The organism is Dyadobacter bucti (assembly GCF_005869225.1).
GTDB lineage: Bacteria > Bacteroidota > Bacteroidia > Cytophagales > Spirosomataceae > Dyadobacter > Dyadobacter bucti.
Genome location: NZ_SWFP01000003.1, coordinates 873,603 through 892,532 on the forward strand (window position 1 = coordinate 873,603; position 18,930 = coordinate 892,532).

Here is an 18,930-nt window from a genome sequence, read left to right on the forward strand (position 1 = left end):
AGAGATAAGCTAAGATTTCCGACTATTCTTTCAGGATCATTTCCCTGGCATTCAGCAGGACAGACTCCGAAGGGTTGTGTCCTCCTATCATTTGTGCAATTTCCTGGACACGTTCATCCACCGTCAATTTTTTGACCTTGCTGACCGTTTTATCAGAGGAGTGGTCTTTATAAACGAAGTAATGCGCATTACCGCTGCTGGCAATCTGGTGTAAATGTGTAATCGCAATAATCTGGTGATTGTGTGCCATATTCTGCATCATTTTTCCCATTTTCTTTGCGATCTCGCCGGAAACGCCCGTGTCAATTTCATCAAAAATGATCGTAGGAAGTTTCTTTTTGTCAGCAAGAATATATTTGATAACCATCATCAATCTTGAAAACTCTCCTCCCGAGGCTACCTGTTTCAGCTCCTGGGGTACAATTCCCTTGTTTCCGCTGAAAAGAAAAACAACAGAATCGCTGCCATTTGGCGAGGGAGGAATTTCGCTGATCTGAATAGAAATGCTCGCGTTAGGAATACCCAGTTCGACAAGTCTTTCCAAAATAAGGGATTCAATCGCCTTAGTAACTTTTTGACGGCTTGAAGAAAGGCTTTTGGCACTTTTCAGCATTGCTTCTCTGGCTTGTGCAGTCTTTCTTTCCGCCTTCAAAAGATCCTCGTCAAAGTTTAATACCGTATTTAATTTGTTCTGTAAATTTTGCTCAATTTCAAGAAGTTGGTCAATAGTGGAAACCTGATGTTTTTTTAGCAAAGAATAGATGAGATCCAGGCGTTCTTGCACCAGGTCGGTGCGATTTTTATCAACTTCAATAGATCCGTTCACCTGTTCAATTTCTTCCGCAAGGTCTCTGAGTTCAATCAGCGTACTTTGAGCCCGCTGACGGAGGGAATCATAAGCCGGCACAAGCCTCGCCGCCTGTGATAAGGAATTAATAGAACCTTTCAAAAATTCAAGTACCGAATTCTCCGGATTATCAAGATATGCGTGGGCGAGTTGAAGCTTTTCTTTGATTTCGACAGCATTTTCCAGAATCGTGAGCTCCTGTTCCAGCTTATCCTGTTCGTCCGAAACAAGTGCCGCGTTACTTAATTCCTGATGCAGGAATTGGTCGTAATCGAATTCTTTGCGTAGCTGCGCGGCCTCACTTTTAAGATCATCAAGATATTTTAATTCGGACCGGTAGGTTTGATAATCAGATATGTACGATTTAAGTAAGTCCAAGTTTCCGGCAAAAGAATCGACGACCTGTAACTGAAAATCGTTGTTTCCCAGCATAATCGAATCATGCTGCGAATGAATGTCCAGCAGCTGGCCTCCGATTCTCTTTAAGGTATCAAGATTAACAGGTGTATCGTTGATGAAAGCCCGCGACTTCCCAGAAACAGAAATTTCCCTTCTGATGATACAATCATCGGAAAAATCCAGATTTTCTTCTTCAAAATTGGGACGGAGATCATAGCCGGACAGATTGAAACTACCTTCAATCACGCATTTTTCACTGGTGTCGTAAAGGGACTTCACGTCGGCGCGATTACCTAGGAGTAACCCGATAGCACCAAGCATAATTGACTTTCCTGCGCCAGTTTCACCGGTTATGATATTCAATCCGGGATCGGGAGACATTTCCAGTTGCTTGATCAGAGCATAATTTTTTATAAGCAAATTAGAAAGCATATCTAATTTAAGCGGATTACCGGAGACGTTGCAATCATGCCTTTAAGAAGGAAAATCATATTTTTTGTCCCCGATACGAATATAGTTATGATATCTTCAATAAGGAAATATAACTCGGCTGGCAGGCCTATTTTAATGAGGCTTAACACTGGTTTTGCTGGCTAAGCATCGTAAACTATTTCGAAAAGATCGTTCAAAAGCAGCTGATGTGGATGGCTACGGGTATCGAGTAGTACAAGCTGGTCCTCTGTAAAAGAGTGAAGTTTTCCGAAAATAGTGTTTCCATTCTGCATCACCGCGTTAATCTCCAGTTTCAACAATTTGTCGAGGGACGGATAAATAGCCTGTGAGGTAATGCGGATTAATCTTTTACTCATTATTTACGGAGTGGATTGGAGAAGACAATTGGCGGCAAAACGGGAAATCACCATTTTACATCGACAAGCGTTGATAAAGCTGGGTTTTGGTAGGATCCAGACTTACCAGAATATTGTAAGCCTGCGTGCGTTCCTCAGGTTGAGCTTCAATCATAATCCTGTATAATTCATCCGATTTTGCATCAAAAAATGAATTGATCACCACGCTGGCCGGCCTTAGTTGCGCAACTTCTTTGATTGTATTCAGGAAGCCAAGTACACGCGCCTGCGTTTCCTCGGGATTTTGTGTCGCTACATCAAGACCCTGACGGTAATACTGATAAATTCCTTCTCTGAAAGGTGTAAACTGCTGACTCATCAAATTTTCTATCAGCCAATAACGGTTTCGTGAATCTCCACTCGTATCCCAGCCTTTTTTACTTGGCGAAGAATTCCTTGCCTGATTAACCAGATTAAAGGCCTTCTGAACGTAGGGAGAACCTCCCAGTTTACTGAAAGAATCGTAATCGAAAATCAATGCTACGTTTGCATAGAACGCGAGAATGTAGGGTAATTCTTCTGTGTAGCTGTTTTCGTTAAAGTAGAGTTGTGTGCTGGGTAAGTATGTAAATGTGAAATTTTTATCGATATAAGTGAACAAAACTGTTTCATAACTCGAATTAAAAACCGGCCTGGACACCACAAGCTGGGCATTTGCTTCATAATTTCCCTGGCTCAAAGACCGGGTAAGATTGACATTCAGCTTACATTTTATTTTTTCTTCCTTGGCAAATTCGTCGTTGGTCCAGCGCGTGTTATTCAAAAAATCAGTCATGTAGGTTTGCAGCTGGTTCATAGACTGAGGGTCCGTTTTTTGCTGTGCAATGAGCTGCTCATAGTTGAGATTCACTGTGAACTGCAATTCCTGAGCCAGTACTTCGCCTGAAATGCCCAATACAGTCACCAGTAAAATCAGTAAAACCCGGTTCTTTTTCATATTTCATTCCATTTTTCCAGAACAATATTAAGGATATCCGCAGCAACTTCATCTTTCGATTTTAGTTCGAACCGGCGGATCTTTTTTTCTTTGTCAATAACGGTTATTTTGTTTGTATCGTGTGCAAAACCGGCGCCAGGATCATTTAGGGAATTTAGTATTATGAAGTCAAATCCTTTGCGTTCGAGTTTTTCCTGTGCATGTTCCAGCTCCTTTTCAGTTTCCAGCGCAAATCCGATCACTAGTTGTCTGCCATTTTTGGTCTTGCTCAAAGTGCTTGCAATGTCGGTAGTTTTGACCAATTCCAGCGTCATCTCATCACCCTGTTTCTTGATTTTTTGTTCAGCTGTGACCTTGGACTTGTAGTCAGCCACAGCCGCGGAAAATATGATGACATCACTTTGCGAAAAGAAATCCTGACAGGCATTTAACATCTCCTGTGCCGTTTCAACCTTGACCAGATTAATGTTGCCATGAGGTTCATTCAAGCTGGTGGGGCCGCTGATCAAGGTTACCTCCGAGCCCGCGGAAGCGAAAGCGGCAGCAATTGCATACCCCATTTTTCCTGATGATCTGTTACTGATGTAACGTACCGGATCAATAGGTTCAACGGTCGGGCCGGCGGTGATCAGTATTTTTTTGGAGACAGCAGCAGACTTTCGGGCAAAATGATCTGCTAACACACGAACAATCAGTTCTGGTTCTGCGAGACGTCCGTCGCCAATGAGCCCGCTGGCTAGTTCTCCATATTCCGGGTTGATAAATATGTTGCCGAAATCAGTCAGCTGAGCTATATTTTGTCTGGTCGAGGGGTGATGGTACATATCGACATCCATGGCAGGTGCAAAAAAAACTGGGCAACGGGCCGAGAGATATATTGCAGTCAGCAAGTCATCGCAGTTTCCGGTAGCACACTTTGAAAGTGTACGTGCAGTAGCGGGCGCAATCACAATCGCATCTGCCCAGAGCCCGAGCTCAACATGGTTATTCCAGCTTTCGGCAGCAATATCGGTGAAAGTGCTCAACACCGGCCTTTTGGATAAAACAGATAGGGTAAGAGGTGTAATAAAATCCTTTGCGGATTCAGTCATGATGATCTGGACTTCGGCTTCGGCCTTAACGAGCAGTCTGACCAAAAGTGCTGACTTGTAAGCTGCAATACTTCCCGATATGCCAACCAGTATTTTTCTGCCCCTGATATTCAATTTTTAAGTGCGCTAAGCGATTTGAATTTAAGAAATCTTGATAGATGTCAGGAATAAAGTTACACAGATAACCTTACTATGGAAAATGTAGACGAATGATAAACAAAAAACCAGCCGTATAAATCTATCTACGGCTGGTTTTTTGAAAAGAACAATTGACTATTCTTCAGTAGTATCCCTGTAAGCGTGATACGTTTTTCCTTCGATGAATTCATCTATGGAAATGCTGCCTGCTTTTGGCATACGCTCGTAAAATTTGGAAATTTCGATCTGCTCTCTGTTTTCGAATACCTCTTCCAAATTATCGACCCCTGATGCAAATTCTGCAAGCTTATTGTTAAGCTCTTCCTTCATTTTACTCGAAATCTGGCGGGCTCTTTTTGAAATCACAGATACCGACTCATATAAGTTTCCGGTTACGTCTGCAATCTTGTCCGTATCCCTGGTAATGATCGATGGATTCGTTGCCATGTTGATTTGATATAGTTTAAATTTTTAAAACTTAATTAAAGCCCTATGCTACTGACCGTTAGATTGCGGTGTAGCGGGCGGGGTGGTTACTTTTGTAGGCTTGTTTTCTGGTTCCGGCTTAATTTCGAGATCCTTCCGCCTTTCCAGTTCTGCTTTTGCTATTACCTCAATTTGCTTCTGACTGTCTTCAAACATCCTTTCCGCATCTCTGTTATATTTCCCCGTCGGATACTTGTCGATTAATTCCTGATAAAATTTCACAACTTCCTGGTACCTGTCTTTTTGTTTCAGCGAATAACTGTTGGAGGCCAGGTTGTACTGGGACTCAACTTTCAGGAACGCAAGTTCTTCATTGTACTTTGAATCCGGGAAATCCTTATGAAAGTTATCGATTGAAATAACAGCGGATTTCAGAGACATCATATTGAAATCACTGACCTTGTGATACAACTTTGCTTTTTCATATGCTTTTCGCTCCAGTTTGGATCGAAGTTCTAAGATATACCGCGTACATTCTTCGCGAAAAGCACTTTCAGGATAAGTATTGATAAACTCCTGCATCGCCGAAATGGCAGTGAACGTACTTGTCTGATCCAGGTTGAAAGGTGAAGAATCTTTATATAATGAAAAAGCATGCATATAAAGCGCTTCCTGAGCATAATCGCTACGGGCGTAAGTGTCAAAGAATTTCTTGAAAAGAAACTGGCTTGTGCTATACTGAGCTTGCTGATATTGCGTGTAAGCATAATAGAACTGCGCAAGTTCAGATTCGGTGCTACCTTTTAGTAGAGGTATCAACTCCTCAAAAAGTAAGCCTGACCGGTAAAAATCGCCCTTTTTATAATAGGACATCGCGGCGTCGTACTTTTCCTGGTCCGTACCTGTTTTCTGTAATTTTGAAAATTTGCTACAGGAAGTAACAACAAGAATTGTAATTAATAGCAAGAAATAACTTGCAGGACTGATTTTTCGCATATTAGCTGCAAAGGTAATAAAAAAGCTACATCATCCATAACGAATGCGTAGCTGTGATAGTGTTTAAAATTAGCCTATTGCTGATGACGTACGAGCATTTTTTTTGTTGCCACTTTCTTCCCATCCAATGATAACTGGTAGAAATAAAGCCCTGTGGGCATATCCTTTGTGTTAACCCGAAGCTTTCTGTCCGCCTTGTTCAAAGTAAATTCTTGCATTTGAGAACCAAGTACGTTGTAAAAAACCAACTTAACATCCCTTAGACCGGGTGCTATGCTGTAGTCAAGTTCTGCATATTCACTGGCCGGATTAGGATATACATTCGACACTGATATTTTGTCACTTACATACAAAAGCTCTTCCGCTTTCGACTGCGCTTCTGGTGCAGGCGATTTTCTTTCTGAACCTTTCTCAATCACTTCGGCTGCGAGGATAACCTGACTGTCCTGATTGCTCGCGTTGGAAAACAAAAACGATCGGTAAAAACTGTTCAATGCTTTTGGATTTTGCAGGGATAATGGCTTATAGCTCAATCCCGATGCGATACTGCCGAATTTCATATTCTCGACAGGAACTGCCTTCTTTTTGCTGACCATATTAAGCCGGCTTCCGTTCGAAACGGATTGTGCGTATACTCCTGTTAGGGTAAACGTTATTAGGATAAATATATAAAGTATAGTTCTTTTCATAGCTGTCAATTGTAATACTTTTCAACAGTTTTTTGAAATCATAAAAGTTAAAAGTACACTATAAAAATATAGAGAAATAATTGTATATTCAAAATATATTGCGCGACCAAGCAAGTTTATTTTTGTGAGTAAAAAACCGTGCCGCTTATATGTTTTTTTAGTTTTCCCACAATTTTATTTTTTCATTCGGCCCAAACGGTTTTTTCTTTGGTCGGTTTTTCCTTGATTCGCCAGTTAAATCCGTCCAGTTGCCTCTCAGGTTGCTTTATTTTCGAAGGAGGAATAAGCCTTCCATCAGGTTTTCCAATGAATGATATCTTTCGTACCTGGCTTTCCGCAAACAATAAATTCATTCTGCCGCACTCTACTCTGTTAAGGCCGATGTTCTTTTGTTTGTCATCAATGGCATAGTATATACTTTCACCATTTCCATCCACCAGCACCTGTTTCAGTTTATTGTCAGATTCGAAATAAGCATTGATCGTCCGCCCCTTCACCTGATTAAATTGCTTCACCAAAGTATCTTCCGTGATCACAAAAGCCTTTCCTTTCAAAAGCATCCGGTTCATTTCGTTGTTCACAAGAAAAGCCGTAATCGAATCCGCTTCCATCTGGTAATGCTGGTCGCTCCAGAGTATCGGCTTCTGAAAAAAGCGGATAATTGAATCCGCTGTATTGTAACTGATGGAGTCGCATTTGCCTTGAAAATCAGACTTATATATAAATACATTTTTATACCCGATCAATTTTCTGGTACTGTCAATGTTATTTTCGTGTGAGTACAAAGTATCGGCTCGTATGTATAATGTGTCTTCGGAAATCACATTTCTTACGTAGGCATGTCCAAAAATCTTGGAATAACCCTGTGATTTCCAGTAAAATCCTTCGTCACCATTGAGAACTGTCTGATCTTTTTTTGCAACAATTACCACATTGCCTTTTCCCTGTCCGTTATTTGTCTTACCATCGACTACCAACGAATCAGCCGTTAATGTGTAGGTTTCATTGTCGACTGTCGTCCGGTTCTGGAAGGAAGATTCGGCAGATTCGGTATTGTAACGCCCCTTGGTACCAGCTACGGTTCCGTCTTTATTCACGATTTTAGTAGCCCCGCTGAAATAGGACCATTTCGTAATCGAATTGTACAGCAGGGTATCCGTAGTAAGGGTATATTTTTTATTTACCAATTTTACGTTTTTGTAATAGGTAAATTCTTTTGTGCGTGTATTGTAAAACCCTTCCGTACTTGTCAGAATATTTTCTTCATCAACAGTTCTCCCGGGCACTTTATAGTTGGCAATACCATTTGCCATATCATACTCGATTTTTCGTGTCGTTAAAGTTCGTTTGCTGTCTTTAAGTACTGTTTTTCTGCCACTTACGATTGCCATGCGAGTGTTGCCGTAGTAAAAAAGGGTATCCCCTGTTACAGTGACGGTGTCGCCTTGTAAAATCCTGACATTTCCAAATGCTTCGATCACATTGGTATTGATGTTTTGAATCGCCAGATTACTGTGAAGAATAGCTCCCTCGTGTTTAAAAACACCGTTAATTACCCGTCTTGAATCTACCCCATCTTTGTTGATGATTTCCAGAGTGTCCGACTTCAGAATTTCGACCAAATCTTGTTTTTGCACAGGGTGAGACAGAGGTAATGACTTCTGTGCCAGCAGGTAATGCGAAAAGACCATTAAGGAAAAGAACGTCAATAGGAATGCACTTCCTTTGATAGAGATGACGCGTAAAAGTTTAAAAGGGTTGCAGTTTGCTGTATATTTTTTTTTCTTCATGTTGCTTTTCTTTCTTTTACCTTTGAAAGCCGCCGCTTGAGCTGCTATGATAAAAGACACGCCGATATTGTACATGCCAAAATTACATCAATTACGTTTCTCTGGTCTATGTTGGATTCGTTTTTAACTTTTATTAACCAACACGAGTTGAATCTGAATGAAAAACCAACGCTGCTAACTGTAAGCGGCGGTGTGGATTCGATAGTAATGGCGCATTTATTCTACAAACTGGGACTTCCAGCGGGAATTGCACACTGTAATTTCGGTTTGCGTGGTAAAGATTCGGAGCAAGATGAGAGCTTTGTGAAAACTTTGGCCTGCGATTACAAGTACCCTTTTTTTACAGAAAAATTTGAGACAAAGCTATTTTCTGACAACCAGAGTGTCTCAACGCAAATGGCTGCCAGAGAGCTAAGATACAGCTGGTTTGAAACCATAAGGGTTGCCAACGGCTTTCATTGGACCGCAACCGCTCATCACGCAAATGATTCGCTGGAAACAGTTCTGTTGAACCTCGCCAGAGGGACTGGGTTGTCGGGAATGCATGGTATTCTGGTCAGGAATAACCATGTTATTCGCCCAATGCTTTTTGCTACCAAAGAAGAAATACTGTGGTATGCGAAGGATAATAACCTTACCTGGCGGGAAGACAGCTCCAATGATTCTGATCGCTACAAACGAAACGTAATCAGGCATCATGTAATTCCTGTGCTGAAACAGCTGAACCCTTCATTAGAACTAACCTTTAGAGCATCCTCTGAGCGATTACGCGCATCAAACGTATTGTTGAACGAATTTTTGGAAGACTGGCAAACAGAAAATGTCAAGGTGGACCAAAAAGGGGTTCGAATTGATTTAAAGGCGCTAATGTCAGCCTCAGAGCCGACTTTCCGTTTGTGGAGAATCTTAAAAAGTTATGGTTTTGCTTACAAACAGGCAGAAATTGTCTTTAAGAGTCTGGCAGGTATTTCGGGCAAACTTTTCATGTCGGAAACACATACTCTTTTACGAAACCGCGATAAGCTGATTGTCCGGACGAGGGGAGTCAGGGAATCAGAACGCGGAACCGAGATATTTGATTTAGGGGCAGATATTTTTTATGGTAAATCGGGGCTGCATTTTGAGATATTAGAACGTAATGAGGAGTTTGAGATAAAAAAGGATAGGAATTTTGCCTATATCGACGCAGACCTTCTGAAATTTCCGCTTACTCTAAGAAAATGGGTGCCGGGCGATATTTTTTTCCCGTTTGGCATGAAAAGAAAGAGAAAGAAAATAAGCGATTTATTGGTAGATTTAAAAGTTGACATTTTTGAAAAGGAGGAGGTATTTGTACTCGTTAATGGAAACGAAGATATTATTTGGGTAATAGGGATCAGGAGTGATGAACGCTTTCGGGTAGTTGAATCCACAAGACGTGTTCTGGAGATATCTATATTTAAGGAGACCTAGATTCAAATAATTTTGTTGAAATTTGTTGCATCGTAATGATTTGTTTTTACCTTTGCACCACGTTTCGCAACCGGCGAAATACTTAGAGAGATGGCAGAGTGGTCGATTGCGACGGTCTTGAAAACCGTTGACTGTAACAGGTCCGGGGGTTCGAATCCCTCTCTCTCTGCAGGACATGATGTCAAAACATTCAAAAACCCCGTTTAAACGCTTTAAACGGGGTTTTTGATTTTTACGGACTACCACAATATTCAAAAATTCCCGATGTTTTTTGACGTTAATCATGGAACAACGCCATGATCCAAAATGACGCACAAAAAGGCAGTTAACTAGCTGGTTAGCAAGATGTTCACCCCGTAAACATCTTGCGTTTCAATGATAACAATTCGATTTTTGTTCATCTAAAACCAGTTGTATTATGTTAGAAAACAGTTTCGGGTTGAATTTCTTTTTAAAAACCCCAAGAACAGAAAACGAAGATGGCACGCGCGCAATCTACCTGCGTGTCACAGTGAACCATCAAGCAAGGGACATTACCACAAGACGAACGTGGCATCCGTCCAAATGGAACGTGAGAGCCGGGCGAGCAACCGGGAATAAGGAAGATACGAAGGAGCTGAACGCCTATTTAGACTCGCTGACAACGAAAGTGTTTCAAGCCAAGAAGGCCCTACTGGACGCAGATAAAGAGTTGACGGCTGACGCAATTAAGAACTTGATGCTTGGGAAGGAAGAGAGCAAAATGACAATTCTCAAAATCTTCAAGGAGCATAATGAGCAGGTCGCGGAACTTGTCGGCACTGACTTTGCGCCAGGCACACTCGAACGTTACGAGACTTCGCTCAAACACACCCGTGAGTTCATCAAGTGGAAATATAAGGAAGACGATTTCGATATCAAGAAGCTAGATTACGAATTTATATCGCAGTTCGAATTTTGGTTCAAGGCGAAGAAAAAGATTAGCCACAATACGACAATGAAGTATTTGGCGAATTTCAAAAAGATCGTCTTGCTGTGTGTGAAAAGAGGATGGCTCCTGCGCGACCCATTCTACGCATTCAAATTTTCAAAGCGCGAGGTTGACCGGCAGGCTTTAACTGAAAGCGAACTGAAAAAGGTTTGGGACAAGGAAATGGGTGATGGGCGTTTGTCATACGTCAAGGATATTTTTCTATTCTGCTGTTACACCGGGTTGGCCTACGCTGATGTCTATAAATTGAAGCGAACCGAAATCGTAGAGGGTATCGACGGCGGAAAGTGGATTACCACCAAACGGCAGAAGACTGACACGCCTTCCCGAATTCCACTTTTACCGATGGCCCTGGAAATTATGGAGAAATATGAAGATCATCTTCAATGTGAAAATGAGAATAGAGTATTGCCAGTGCTGTCTAACCAGAAGATGAATGCTTATTTGAAGGAGATTGCGGATTTGTGTGGTATAAAGAAGAATATTACTTTTCACCTAGCTCGGCATACTTTCGCGACTACTGTGACTTTGACTAATGGGGTTCCGATCGAGAGTGTTTCGAAAATGTTGGGACACCGAAATATTAAGACTACTCAACAGTATGCGAAGATTGTGGATAGGAAGATTAGTGATGATATGGCTAGGTTGAAGGATATCCTGCGAAAATAATCTGTCTGAATCGGGGATATTGATCCGAAAGGATTACAGAAGGCACAGGGAAGTGTGCCTTCTGTGTTTATAAGCACTGATAAACTTAAACATTCCACACAAGAATTCATTTTAAATCATTCGATTGTTTAATATACTCTATGAGCCGATGGATTAGGTAATTGGGTGACTTAATCAATTTTGACTGAGGCGCTTTTTATCTTGGATTATCTACACAGACGTTGCTTATCGAGATCTTTTTTGAGCATAGATTTGAACGACAGTCTGTTGTTGCTTTTTTTGCTGTACCGGGGCAAATCCTTTGACAATAGAAAGCATTTATTATACTAAATTACATCAATAGAATCGATACCGTCATTTCCTTGAGCAAAGATCCAGTTCGACTTATGGAATGTAGAGTCGGAGCCCGGCTGGTGAGCACGAAGCGAAGATGAGTGAACCTGAAAATCGTTTAGCTGCAAGCTGAGATCCAACAGCCGAAATACGGATCGTGTACGAGAGGATAATTTGAGGAATCTTGGATTTCGGCATGTTCACCGAAATTGGTCTATTGATTGGCTTAAAAGTAGGGCTGATGAAGAAAGTTGTCTGCTGGAGATGGTTGAATTTGCGACTAACGACTATGATAGTCATTTGACAGCACGAAGCCTGTATTGTGCTTACGTGGATATGTTTACGGATGCTGCACGACAACAAGGATATCTCCTGACAAATCAAATGAATTGATAAGCCTCGTGACTAAATACTATTGACAAAAAAGATGAGAATGAAATTATAAATATTTACTAAAACGCAAAGTGTAAATCAAAACTGAACTAGGACATCAAGTCGTTCACGCTATTGTACCGCTTAATAAGTATTACAGTAACATGTAGATGTTTTCACCATTTTTTCTATGCTCTCGTAAATAGTTTTTAAATATCTGTCCGTCGAGAAATATTTGCTATCAAAAAGCAAATTGTTTTTAGAAATATCTACATTTATATCCATAACTAACCTCTCACTTTGAAACTACCTCTACACTTTAATTTATTGACACCTTGTTTTGGAATTTATAAAGGGCTCCTGATAGAATACTTTCTAAACGTCAGGTTGAGATCTTTCAGATCAGGATTTGTCTATCGCATTATCACGAATAGTTTGATTTTTGGCAGTGTAATATTAACTGGTAAAAAAAAGTTAATCATGTCCGTGAATGCTTTACAAATTTTAATACTGCTCCTTTTATGCTCTCAATCGGTTCTATCCCAAGTGAAGTTTTCTAAAACAGAGCTATATACAGTTTGGCTATTGGCGGAAGAGAAACTCGAAAACGGCAAATTTGAAGAAGCTGGGCAGTTATATAAGTTATACCCCAACGATCCCACGTTTATTTTGCGATCTGAGCAAGTAAAGCAGTTATCTGCAATTAAAACTGAGGGAGAGAAGTTGCTAAAAAAAAGACAGTATGTTCAGGCTTTGGAAAAGTTTAAGGAATATCGAAAGCTTGACGGAATCGGAACAATAGGCTATTTGGAGAAGAGAATTGAACGTTGTCTAGAGGAAGTTAACAAAACGAATCGCGACGAGCTAACCGTCCAACAACGTATAATTACCGGATTCGAATTTGCACACCGCGGCCGCGCTAAGTTGAGTGCGCTGGATACTGCCGGGGCGCATCGGGATTTTGCAACTGCACGGAGGTTAGGCGGCAAAAAAAACAATATACTTACCGAGCAAGTCATCGAAGGATTTCGAGTGTTAGCAAAGCTTGCGGAATGGTCGAAACAGTATGATGAAGTGCAGGCCAAAGGGGCGTCGGATATTGACAAATTGAATGCGCTTGTCAGCTATCATGAGATACGAAATATTGACCTCCCAAAGATCGAGATAGAAATAAAAGCGATTAAGAGCAGGTTATCAGGGAATTATTCAATTGCGGCAATAGCAAAAAATTGCGATCTTGATTTGTTGGTGAGCTACGTTGAGACTAACCGGTCGACAACAAATGTGTCTGAGCTTGCGCTAAGCCATCTCCGAGATATGCGAAGTACAATCAGAAAAATTGATAAGTTGAGTGACCGAAAGTCTAATTCGGAAACTGTCAAAAGTGCTTATGAAAGTCTTCTCGTATGGAGCCAAGAACTGCCGGATACATTCAGGGGTAATATAGATAGTTGTATTAGGGAAAAACAGGCTGCTTATCTGATGACGCTCGAGCCTTCTGAAAGTACTTCAAAAAAAAATTGCCCTGGATTGTCAAGTTATAATCGAGGTATCGCACTTGCGCGAAGGGAGCTTGCAAACTGCAACCTAAGACAATCTAAAACCTTGCTGAATGAAGCAATTGAATTTGTCAAAGACTGTGACCAAACCATAGCCTTGTCTGTCGAATCCTTGGGAATTAGAGATTCTCTTGAGCTCTATATTCGTAGTGATAGTTTGCTCAGGGCAGCTAGGGCAAGCATCTCTCAATTGGATCAGAAGGACTGCAATGAGGCAACTAGGCTATTCGTGCTGATGAGTAAATTGAAAACGTGCGACCCGATTGCACTGAAAGAAGAAGTGTCAAATGGACTTGCTAATTTGACAAATTGCGGCAGGCTTAGTTGGTGGCGTCTTCAACTCGTTGCGAACGGATCTGGCATCAAACCTCGCCTGAAAACCGGGGACACATCGCGCGACATGGGCATTGGTTGGGCTGGATCAGCCGGAATAGAACTATCATATATTGATCACAAAAACATCGTGGAGTTTGCAGGCGGTGTGCAGTACTTCAACACCTATTTTTATTCAAATAGCTCCTCCAAAACCGTTCAGGAGGATTTTGATATCAGGGGGGCAAGTGGATCTTTGAGTATCAAGATTCATTTTCCTGATACAGATCCGAATAAAATTAGAGCGTACTTAAAGTTTGGTCCAGAGATTCAGATTCCGCTGACTTATCGATATAAGAACTACTCGACTTCTGTGGAGACCAGCGACGTCGCACTTTTGCAACGGTCAATTTTGTTTGCAACTGGGGGGATCGGAGCAGAAATTCAAAGGAAGAAGTTTGGCGCATATGTGGAGGTGTCTGCTTCGTCAAGCTTGGGGAATTTGTATCGCACGAATTCTAGTCATCTCTCGGTTGGTACACAAAAAATAGAGACGAATGTAAGCAGGCTTGGAATTTCGGTCGGGGTTCGCTTTTGGTAAATATATGATCTCGATTAAAGGATTGTCTATAATATTTGTGTGCTGTCGTTAAATACTCGACTGCAATTGAAATTGATGAAACGAATTAGACGCAGCAAAGGCACGCCAAATTAGAAGTTTAGGATAAAATAAATTAATAATTGTAAAAAATATTGAATAGTATTACAACTGAATCTATTTTTAAAAATTCGGTAAGCCCAAACAATTAGTATTGTCTCTAACTTTTAATGATTATCCATTTTCTAACTCGCGCTAATATTTGCCTTTTACTAGTGGCCATGGGATTTGCTTCTTGCGGAATCGAAAAGGCGTCTGGGGATTTGGACGAAATGTACGGATCTGCTGTCGTATTGATTCGAACCGAGTCAGTCTACCAGCTCAGTCTAAATGAATATGGGGCTCAAACGGTATTCTATTTAACTTTTAACAGTCAAACTCAGAAAACTGCCATTTATGAGAAAAAGGTTGATGCGTTTGCTAATTCAGAAGTGACGGAAGGAACTGGCTTTTTTATCGATCGCAAAGGACGTATAGCCACAAACCGTCATGTGGTGGGTACATTTTCTCAGCAGGATAAAAGGCAGTTGATGACGCTAATGAGAGACTACTCTAGTGAATTTTTGCGTACGCTAAGGCAAAAGGAAGATGAGCTGGTTGTTTCTATTCGCGAGAGCTATGAAGACAATATTGAAGATCTACAAGAGCAATTAGCAACAACGCGAGAATGGATAGCCACCTACAATCGGCTATTTGCCATGCTAGATGGCGGAAGTCTTACAGAAGAGTCCCGCGTGAGTGTTGCTTACAAAAACAATTTCTCTGGTAAATCGTCCAGCTATCACGAAGTTGATGTTGTGTTTCAATCTGAGGATGATGAAGTAGACTTAGCTGTTTTGCAATTGCCAAACCGAAACACTCCTGAACAAGTGATTGAATTCTATGTTCCAACATATGAAGAAGCAAAGGAAATTATTTTCGAACCGCTAGACCCGGTTGTTATAATTGGTTATAATCTAGGTAGTGAGGTGGGGGAAACGCCTCAGGGATTGCAAGCGCAACTATTAAGGGGGAATATCTCTCAGGCTGCCACTCACCCAATTCGTATTATGTACAATATTTCAACGGAATCCGGTTCGAGTGGTTCACCCGTTCTCGATGAAGACGGCAATTTACTGGCGGTTAATTATGCTGGCCGAATCAACACACAACTTAAATATGGAATTCGAATTGAGCATCTGGCAAGAATACTCGATGAAAATAACCTTAGAGAAATTCCTGAATAGATAGACCACAATTTTAAAAATTATGACCCCTCATTCTAAAAATATACTTTTCGCTTTACTTTTTGTTTTAGTCGTTACAGGCGGTGGATACCTTCTTTGGCCAGGATGCATCAATTGTCCTGATGATAGCGACAGCAAAAAAAACACAGTTGCTTTGAAACGGATAAATTTCTTCCTTGATATCTCAGGCAGTATGAATGGATATCGGGCAGCAACGGTTTTTCCACGTGTAGTATCAGATGTTTTAGGGAAATCAAGTCAGTTGGTTCCATCTCTTGAAAATACAAAGATTTGGCTTGCCGGTGATACTGCTATCAGTTTCGGTGATGGCAGTAAAATTATTGACTTTACAAGATCTTTATCATATGGTATCGATTTCGGCGACAATAAAAGTTCGGAGCTTGTAAAGCTGTTAACTCGTGTGGCTAATCAGACGAAAAATAATGACATCTCAATCTTTGTAACTGATGGTTTGCCCTCATTTCCTCCTAGTTATATTAAGAAGTATAAAGGAGCTAATTTAGTTAATGCTAACGGACCTTACAAGACCGCTATGAATCAGATTTTTAGTAGTCTTTCGCGGAAAAATACTGCTTCTGCTGTATACGCTTACAAATCTGATTTTGACGGATACTATTATGATTTCTTAAATAATTACACCACTGTTGGAAGAGGAGAGAAACGCCCATTTTATATCTGGATTTTGGGGCATCGTGATGTTCTTCCTGATTTTCTGGAAAAACTTAATAAAAAGCTTTCAAAAGATAACAAACCTGATAAGTTGCTGACATTTGGATTGTCGCTTTCTCGTACAGTAAAATTGGATTTTTTAAACGAATATGGCAGAGGAATTAATGACGACTGGTCTGTGGATGAAGACGGGCTGGACGATTTCGGACGGCAGGGGACATTTGCTATCGCCATTGATCTTTCCAACTTGCCACTTTATGCACAAAATGAAAAGTATCTAATAGATAAACTTTCGATTACTGCTGGGGGTAAGGCGAGAGTCGCCGTTAAATCTGTACACAGGGTAGCAGGTAATACTAGCTTTGACCCAGACGATCAGCAATTTATAGTTGGGAAAACTCATATTTTTACGGTTAAGGTTGATGACTTCAATTCAGACGAAGCAGAAGTTGCCTTGAATCTGTCATATGAACCGGAAGAATGGTATAAAAAATGGTCTACGCTTGATGACAGAACTGCTTCAGGAAGAAAGGAAAAGACCTTTGCACTTGAGCAATTCATCGCGGGTGCGATAGAGGCTTATAACCGCCCTGAAGACAAACTGATTGATCTCAGAATGACGTTGAAAGATTGAATTAATACACCTTTTCTCATTAAACTGAATTAGAATGAAACCTGTTTACAAATTTTTACTCTCTCAGGTTGGTGTAAATATGCCAAACCCAAGGTTGGTAAATGTAGAGCTATTAGGTATAGGAACGTTCCTACTCTGCCTTGCCGCGACGATTATATTTTATTTATTGCTGGGGCGTTGGAAAGCTGTATTTTATAGTTTGCTGCATTGGATTATAACCCTTATAATAGTAATTGTTGGAGCCTTTTTCTTCGCAGCAAAAATGTGGCCACGGGGAGGTTCAAAAGCCCTTATATTGGGAGGAGTTAATGGCTTTATAGCATTGTTATTGTTTATTGGGCTTTCCTTATTGGCTAGAAGATTTTCAATTTTTGCCAAGGCTACCCCATTTTAAATTCTTAAATCAGAATATTCATTTATGAAAGTTTTCGTCTTCTTTATCGGAGGTACGGGTGCTAGGGTTATGCGCTCACTTACAATGCTCCTCGCTTCCGGAGCGTCCGTTCCCAATGACACGACCATCATTCCGATTCTTTTAGATATGGATTTGCAGAACGGTGATGTCCATCGTGCGGTTGACTCATTGGAGCTCTATGAGCGAATTCATAGGATGGCTTACGGTAGCCTTTCGAAGGAAAGCTCTTCGTTCTTCGGAGGCAATTTTCAACTAATAAGTTCTCTTCAGGCAAACAATACTCAAAACAACATGGTTGGCTCTGTATTGTCCGAAATCACCAGCCACTCAGGTACTTTTGAAAGTTACCTTCAAGTGGATGCGATGGATGAAATGGATAGAGAGTTTTTGAAGCTGCTTTATGATAACTCCGCGAAACCACAACAAGCAGAACTTAAATTGAATTTATCGGTTGGTTTCAAAGGAAACCCGAATATCGGTAGTGTTGTGTTTAGCGCATTTGAGGACTCTGCGATATATCAGTATTTTTCAGCTGCATTTAATAGTATAAATGATAGGATTTTTATTGTGAGCTCGATTTTTGGTGGAACCGGCTCATCCGGGTACCCCCAATTAGTCAAGCTTCTTCAAAAACCGGCGCAACGAAATGAAATCAGAGCTGCTAAAAAAGGGGCTGTCACTGTAATGCCCTATTTTTCTCTGGGAAAGAACACACAAAGTGCAATTGATCAAAAGAGGTTTATTCCTAAAACAAAAGCAGCGCTGTCTTATTATCAGAATCAACTTGATCTTGATGCAACCTATTTTATCGGCGACCAAGCAGGTAGCAAATTGTATCCGAATGTCGAAGGAGGCGGAAACCAACTCAATAATGCACATATTGTTGAGATGTTAGCCGCTGAGGCTGTTTTGGATTTCGCTCGCAAAACTGAATTTCCTTCAAACAAGAAATTCCTTGAGTTTGGCCTACAGAAAGGTGAAAAGACACTTGATTTTAGGCACTTCCATGATAATACTTTTCAGGCAATCATGCTACCCCTGCTTAGGTTCTCCTATGCGATGAAATTAGTACTCGATCATATCGGTAAACCGGAAGTGTATGCCAAGCAAGCATTTGCCGTAAAAGAACTGCGATTGCAGGATGAATGGAACTCTAGCTCCTTTTACAGCTCTCTAAAAGTCTTTGCAGAATTTTACAAGAAGTGGATTCGAGAGCTGCAGGAAAATGATCGTAGCTTCCATCCGTTCGAATTGGATAATGCGTTTAATGAAATGGTTAACGCTAAAAAAGTAAAGACAAACAAGTTGATTTTTAATTATGGAATTGACGACAGTTTTCTGAATACTAAACTTGGACATGCCGAAGAAGCACTTAGAGCCCAATTTCCAAATAAAGAGCAACGGTTTATGCAAATACTCTACCAGGTTGCAAACGATTGCGTGAAAGAGCTTGGTGATATTCCCCGAAACATATAGGTC

15 protein-coding genes and 1 tRNA gene are annotated in these 18,930 nt (G+C 40.8%); 8 read left to right on the top strand and 8 right to left on the bottom strand.

Translation table 11 applies throughout. From position 1 onward, the window contains the following. Positions 1-22: 22 nt before the first annotated feature. From recN to FBF61_RS13750, 8 genes are all read right to left on the bottom strand, one after another. The gene (gene recN, locus FBF61_RS13715) at positions 23-1,678 is read right to left on the bottom strand and encodes a DNA repair protein RecN (protein ID WP_138477967.1); all 1,656 of its coding nucleotides are present in this window, start codon (positions 1,676-1,678) and stop codon (positions 23-25) included. Positions 1,679-1,839: 161 nt separating this feature from the next. Beyond that, entirely contained in the window at positions 1,840-2,055 is a 216-nt protein-coding gene (locus FBF61_RS13720) for a hypothetical protein (protein ID WP_138477969.1), read from the bottom strand. A gap of 55 nt (positions 2,056-2,110) precedes the next feature. Continuing rightward, positions 2,111-3,031 carry a type IX secretion system protein PorD gene (gene porD / locus FBF61_RS13725; protein WP_138477971.1) on the bottom strand — a complete coding sequence of 307 codons (921 nt, stop codon included), beginning with the start codon at positions 3,029-3,031 and terminating at the stop codon, positions 2,111-2,113. Beyond that, positions 3,028-4,236 carry a bifunctional phosphopantothenoylcysteine decarboxylase/phosphopantothenate--cysteine ligase CoaBC gene (coaBC, locus tag FBF61_RS13730; RefSeq protein ID WP_138477973.1) on the bottom strand — a complete coding sequence of 403 codons (1,209 nt, stop codon included), beginning with the start codon at positions 4,234-4,236 and terminating at the stop codon, positions 3,028-3,030. Before coaBC ends, porD begins: the two co-directional genes overlap by 4 nt. 159 nt (positions 4,237-4,395) lie before the next feature. After that, positions 4,396-4,707 carry a DNA-directed RNA polymerase subunit omega gene (locus FBF61_RS13735; RefSeq protein WP_026632203.1) on the bottom strand — a complete coding sequence of 104 codons (312 nt, stop codon included), beginning with the start codon at positions 4,705-4,707 and terminating at the stop codon, positions 4,396-4,398. 48 nt (positions 4,708-4,755) lie between these two features. Continuing rightward, the gene (locus FBF61_RS13740) at positions 4,756-5,682 is read right to left on the bottom strand and encodes an outer membrane protein assembly factor BamD (RefSeq protein ID WP_138477976.1); all 927 of its coding nucleotides are present in this window, start codon (positions 5,680-5,682) and stop codon (positions 4,756-4,758) included. Positions 5,683-5,756: 74 nt separating this feature from the next. Beyond that, positions 5,757-6,371, bottom strand: coding sequence for a T9SS type A sorting domain-containing protein (locus FBF61_RS13745; protein WP_138477978.1), 615 nt, complete (start codon positions 6,369-6,371; stop codon positions 5,757-5,759). 182 nt (positions 6,372-6,553) lie between these two features. After that, positions 6,554-8,161, bottom strand: coding sequence for an OstA-like protein (locus tag FBF61_RS13750; protein ID WP_138477980.1), 1,608 nt, complete (start codon positions 8,159-8,161; stop codon positions 6,554-6,556). A gap of 147 nt (positions 8,162-8,308) precedes the next feature. On the opposite strand from FBF61_RS13750, the gene tilS reads away from it, so the two are divergent. The 8 genes from tilS to FBF61_RS13790 all read left to right on the top strand — a co-directional run bounded on the left by tilS (position 8,309) and on the right by FBF61_RS13790 (position 18,927). Then, positions 8,309-9,613 carry a tRNA lysidine(34) synthetase TilS gene (tilS, locus tag FBF61_RS13755; RefSeq protein ID WP_229215039.1) on the top strand — a complete coding sequence of 435 codons (1,305 nt, stop codon included), beginning with the start codon at positions 8,309-8,311 and terminating at the stop codon, positions 9,611-9,613. An 84-nt stretch (positions 9,614-9,697) separates the two neighbouring features. Next, positions 9,698-9,782 (top strand) — tRNA-Ser (locus tag FBF61_RS13760). Between the two features lie 249 nt (positions 9,783-10,031). Beyond that, positions 10,032-11,252, top strand: coding sequence for a site-specific integrase (locus FBF61_RS13765; protein WP_138477984.1), 1,221 nt, complete (start codon positions 10,032-10,034; stop codon positions 11,250-11,252). Positions 11,253-12,437: 1,185 nt separating this feature from the next. Then, positions 12,438-14,429 carry a hypothetical protein gene (locus tag FBF61_RS13770; RefSeq protein ID WP_138477986.1) on the top strand — a complete coding sequence of 664 codons (1,992 nt, stop codon included), beginning with the start codon at positions 12,438-12,440 and terminating at the stop codon, positions 14,427-14,429. Positions 14,430-14,707: 278 nt separating this feature from the next. Then, positions 14,708-15,712, top strand: coding sequence for a S1 family peptidase (locus FBF61_RS13775; protein ID WP_166444514.1), 1,005 nt, complete (start codon positions 14,708-14,710; stop codon positions 15,710-15,712). 22 nt (positions 15,713-15,734) lie between these two features. Next, complete coding sequence (locus tag FBF61_RS13780) at positions 15,735-17,036, top strand: hypothetical protein (protein ID WP_138477990.1); 1,302 nt, start codon at positions 15,735-15,737, stop codon at positions 17,034-17,036. Positions 17,037-17,070: 34 nt separating this feature from the next. After that, positions 17,071-17,430: a hypothetical protein gene (locus tag FBF61_RS13785; protein WP_138477992.1), complete on the top strand. Its 360-nt coding sequence runs from the start codon at positions 17,071-17,073 to the stop codon at positions 17,428-17,430. 24 nt (positions 17,431-17,454) lie between these two features. Continuing rightward, positions 17,455-18,927, top strand: coding sequence for an FtsZ/tubulin family protein (locus FBF61_RS13790; protein ID WP_138477994.1), 1,473 nt, complete (start codon positions 17,455-17,457; stop codon positions 18,925-18,927). The last annotated feature ends 3 nt before the right edge of the window (positions 18,928-18,930 follow it).

Coding starts and splice junctions, on each gene's coding strand:
- FBF61_RS13765 (WP_138477984.1), top strand. CDS start 10,032: ATGTTAGAAAACAGTTTCGGGTTGAATTTCTTTTTAAAAACCCCAAGA.
- FBF61_RS13720 (WP_138477969.1), bottom strand. CDS start 2,055: ATGAGTAAAAGATTAATCCGCATTACCTCACAGGCTATTTATCCGTCC.
- FBF61_RS13785 (WP_138477992.1), top strand. CDS start 17,071: ATGAAACCTGTTTACAAATTTTTACTCTCTCAGGTTGGTGTAAATATG.
- FBF61_RS13745 (WP_138477978.1), bottom strand. CDS start 6,371: ATGAAAAGAACTATACTTTATATATTTATCCTAATAACGTTTACCCTA.
- FBF61_RS13790 (WP_138477994.1), top strand. CDS start 17,455: ATGAAAGTTTTCGTCTTCTTTATCGGAGGTACGGGTGCTAGGGTTATG.
- FBF61_RS13750 (WP_138477980.1), bottom strand. CDS start 8,161: ATGAAGAAAAAAAAATATACAGCAAACTGCAACCCTTTTAAACTTTTA.
- FBF61_RS13780 (WP_138477990.1), top strand. CDS start 15,735: ATGACCCCTCATTCTAAAAATATACTTTTCGCTTTACTTTTTGTTTTA.
- FBF61_RS13775 (WP_166444514.1), top strand. CDS start 14,708: ATGGGATTTGCTTCTTGCGGAATCGAAAAGGCGTCTGGGGATTTGGAC.
- recN (WP_138477967.1), bottom strand. CDS start 1,678: ATGCTTTCTAATTTGCTTATAAAAAATTATGCTCTGATCAAGCAACTG.
- FBF61_RS13735 (WP_026632203.1), bottom strand. CDS start 4,707: ATGGCAACGAATCCATCGATCATTACCAGGGATACGGACAAGATTGCA.
- FBF61_RS13770 (WP_138477986.1), top strand. CDS start 12,438: ATGTCCGTGAATGCTTTACAAATTTTAATACTGCTCCTTTTATGCTCT.
- FBF61_RS13740 (WP_138477976.1), bottom strand. CDS start 5,682: ATGCGAAAAATCAGTCCTGCAAGTTATTTCTTGCTATTAATTACAATT.
- porD (WP_138477971.1), bottom strand. CDS start 3,031: ATGAAAAAGAACCGGGTTTTACTGATTTTACTGGTGACTGTATTGGGC.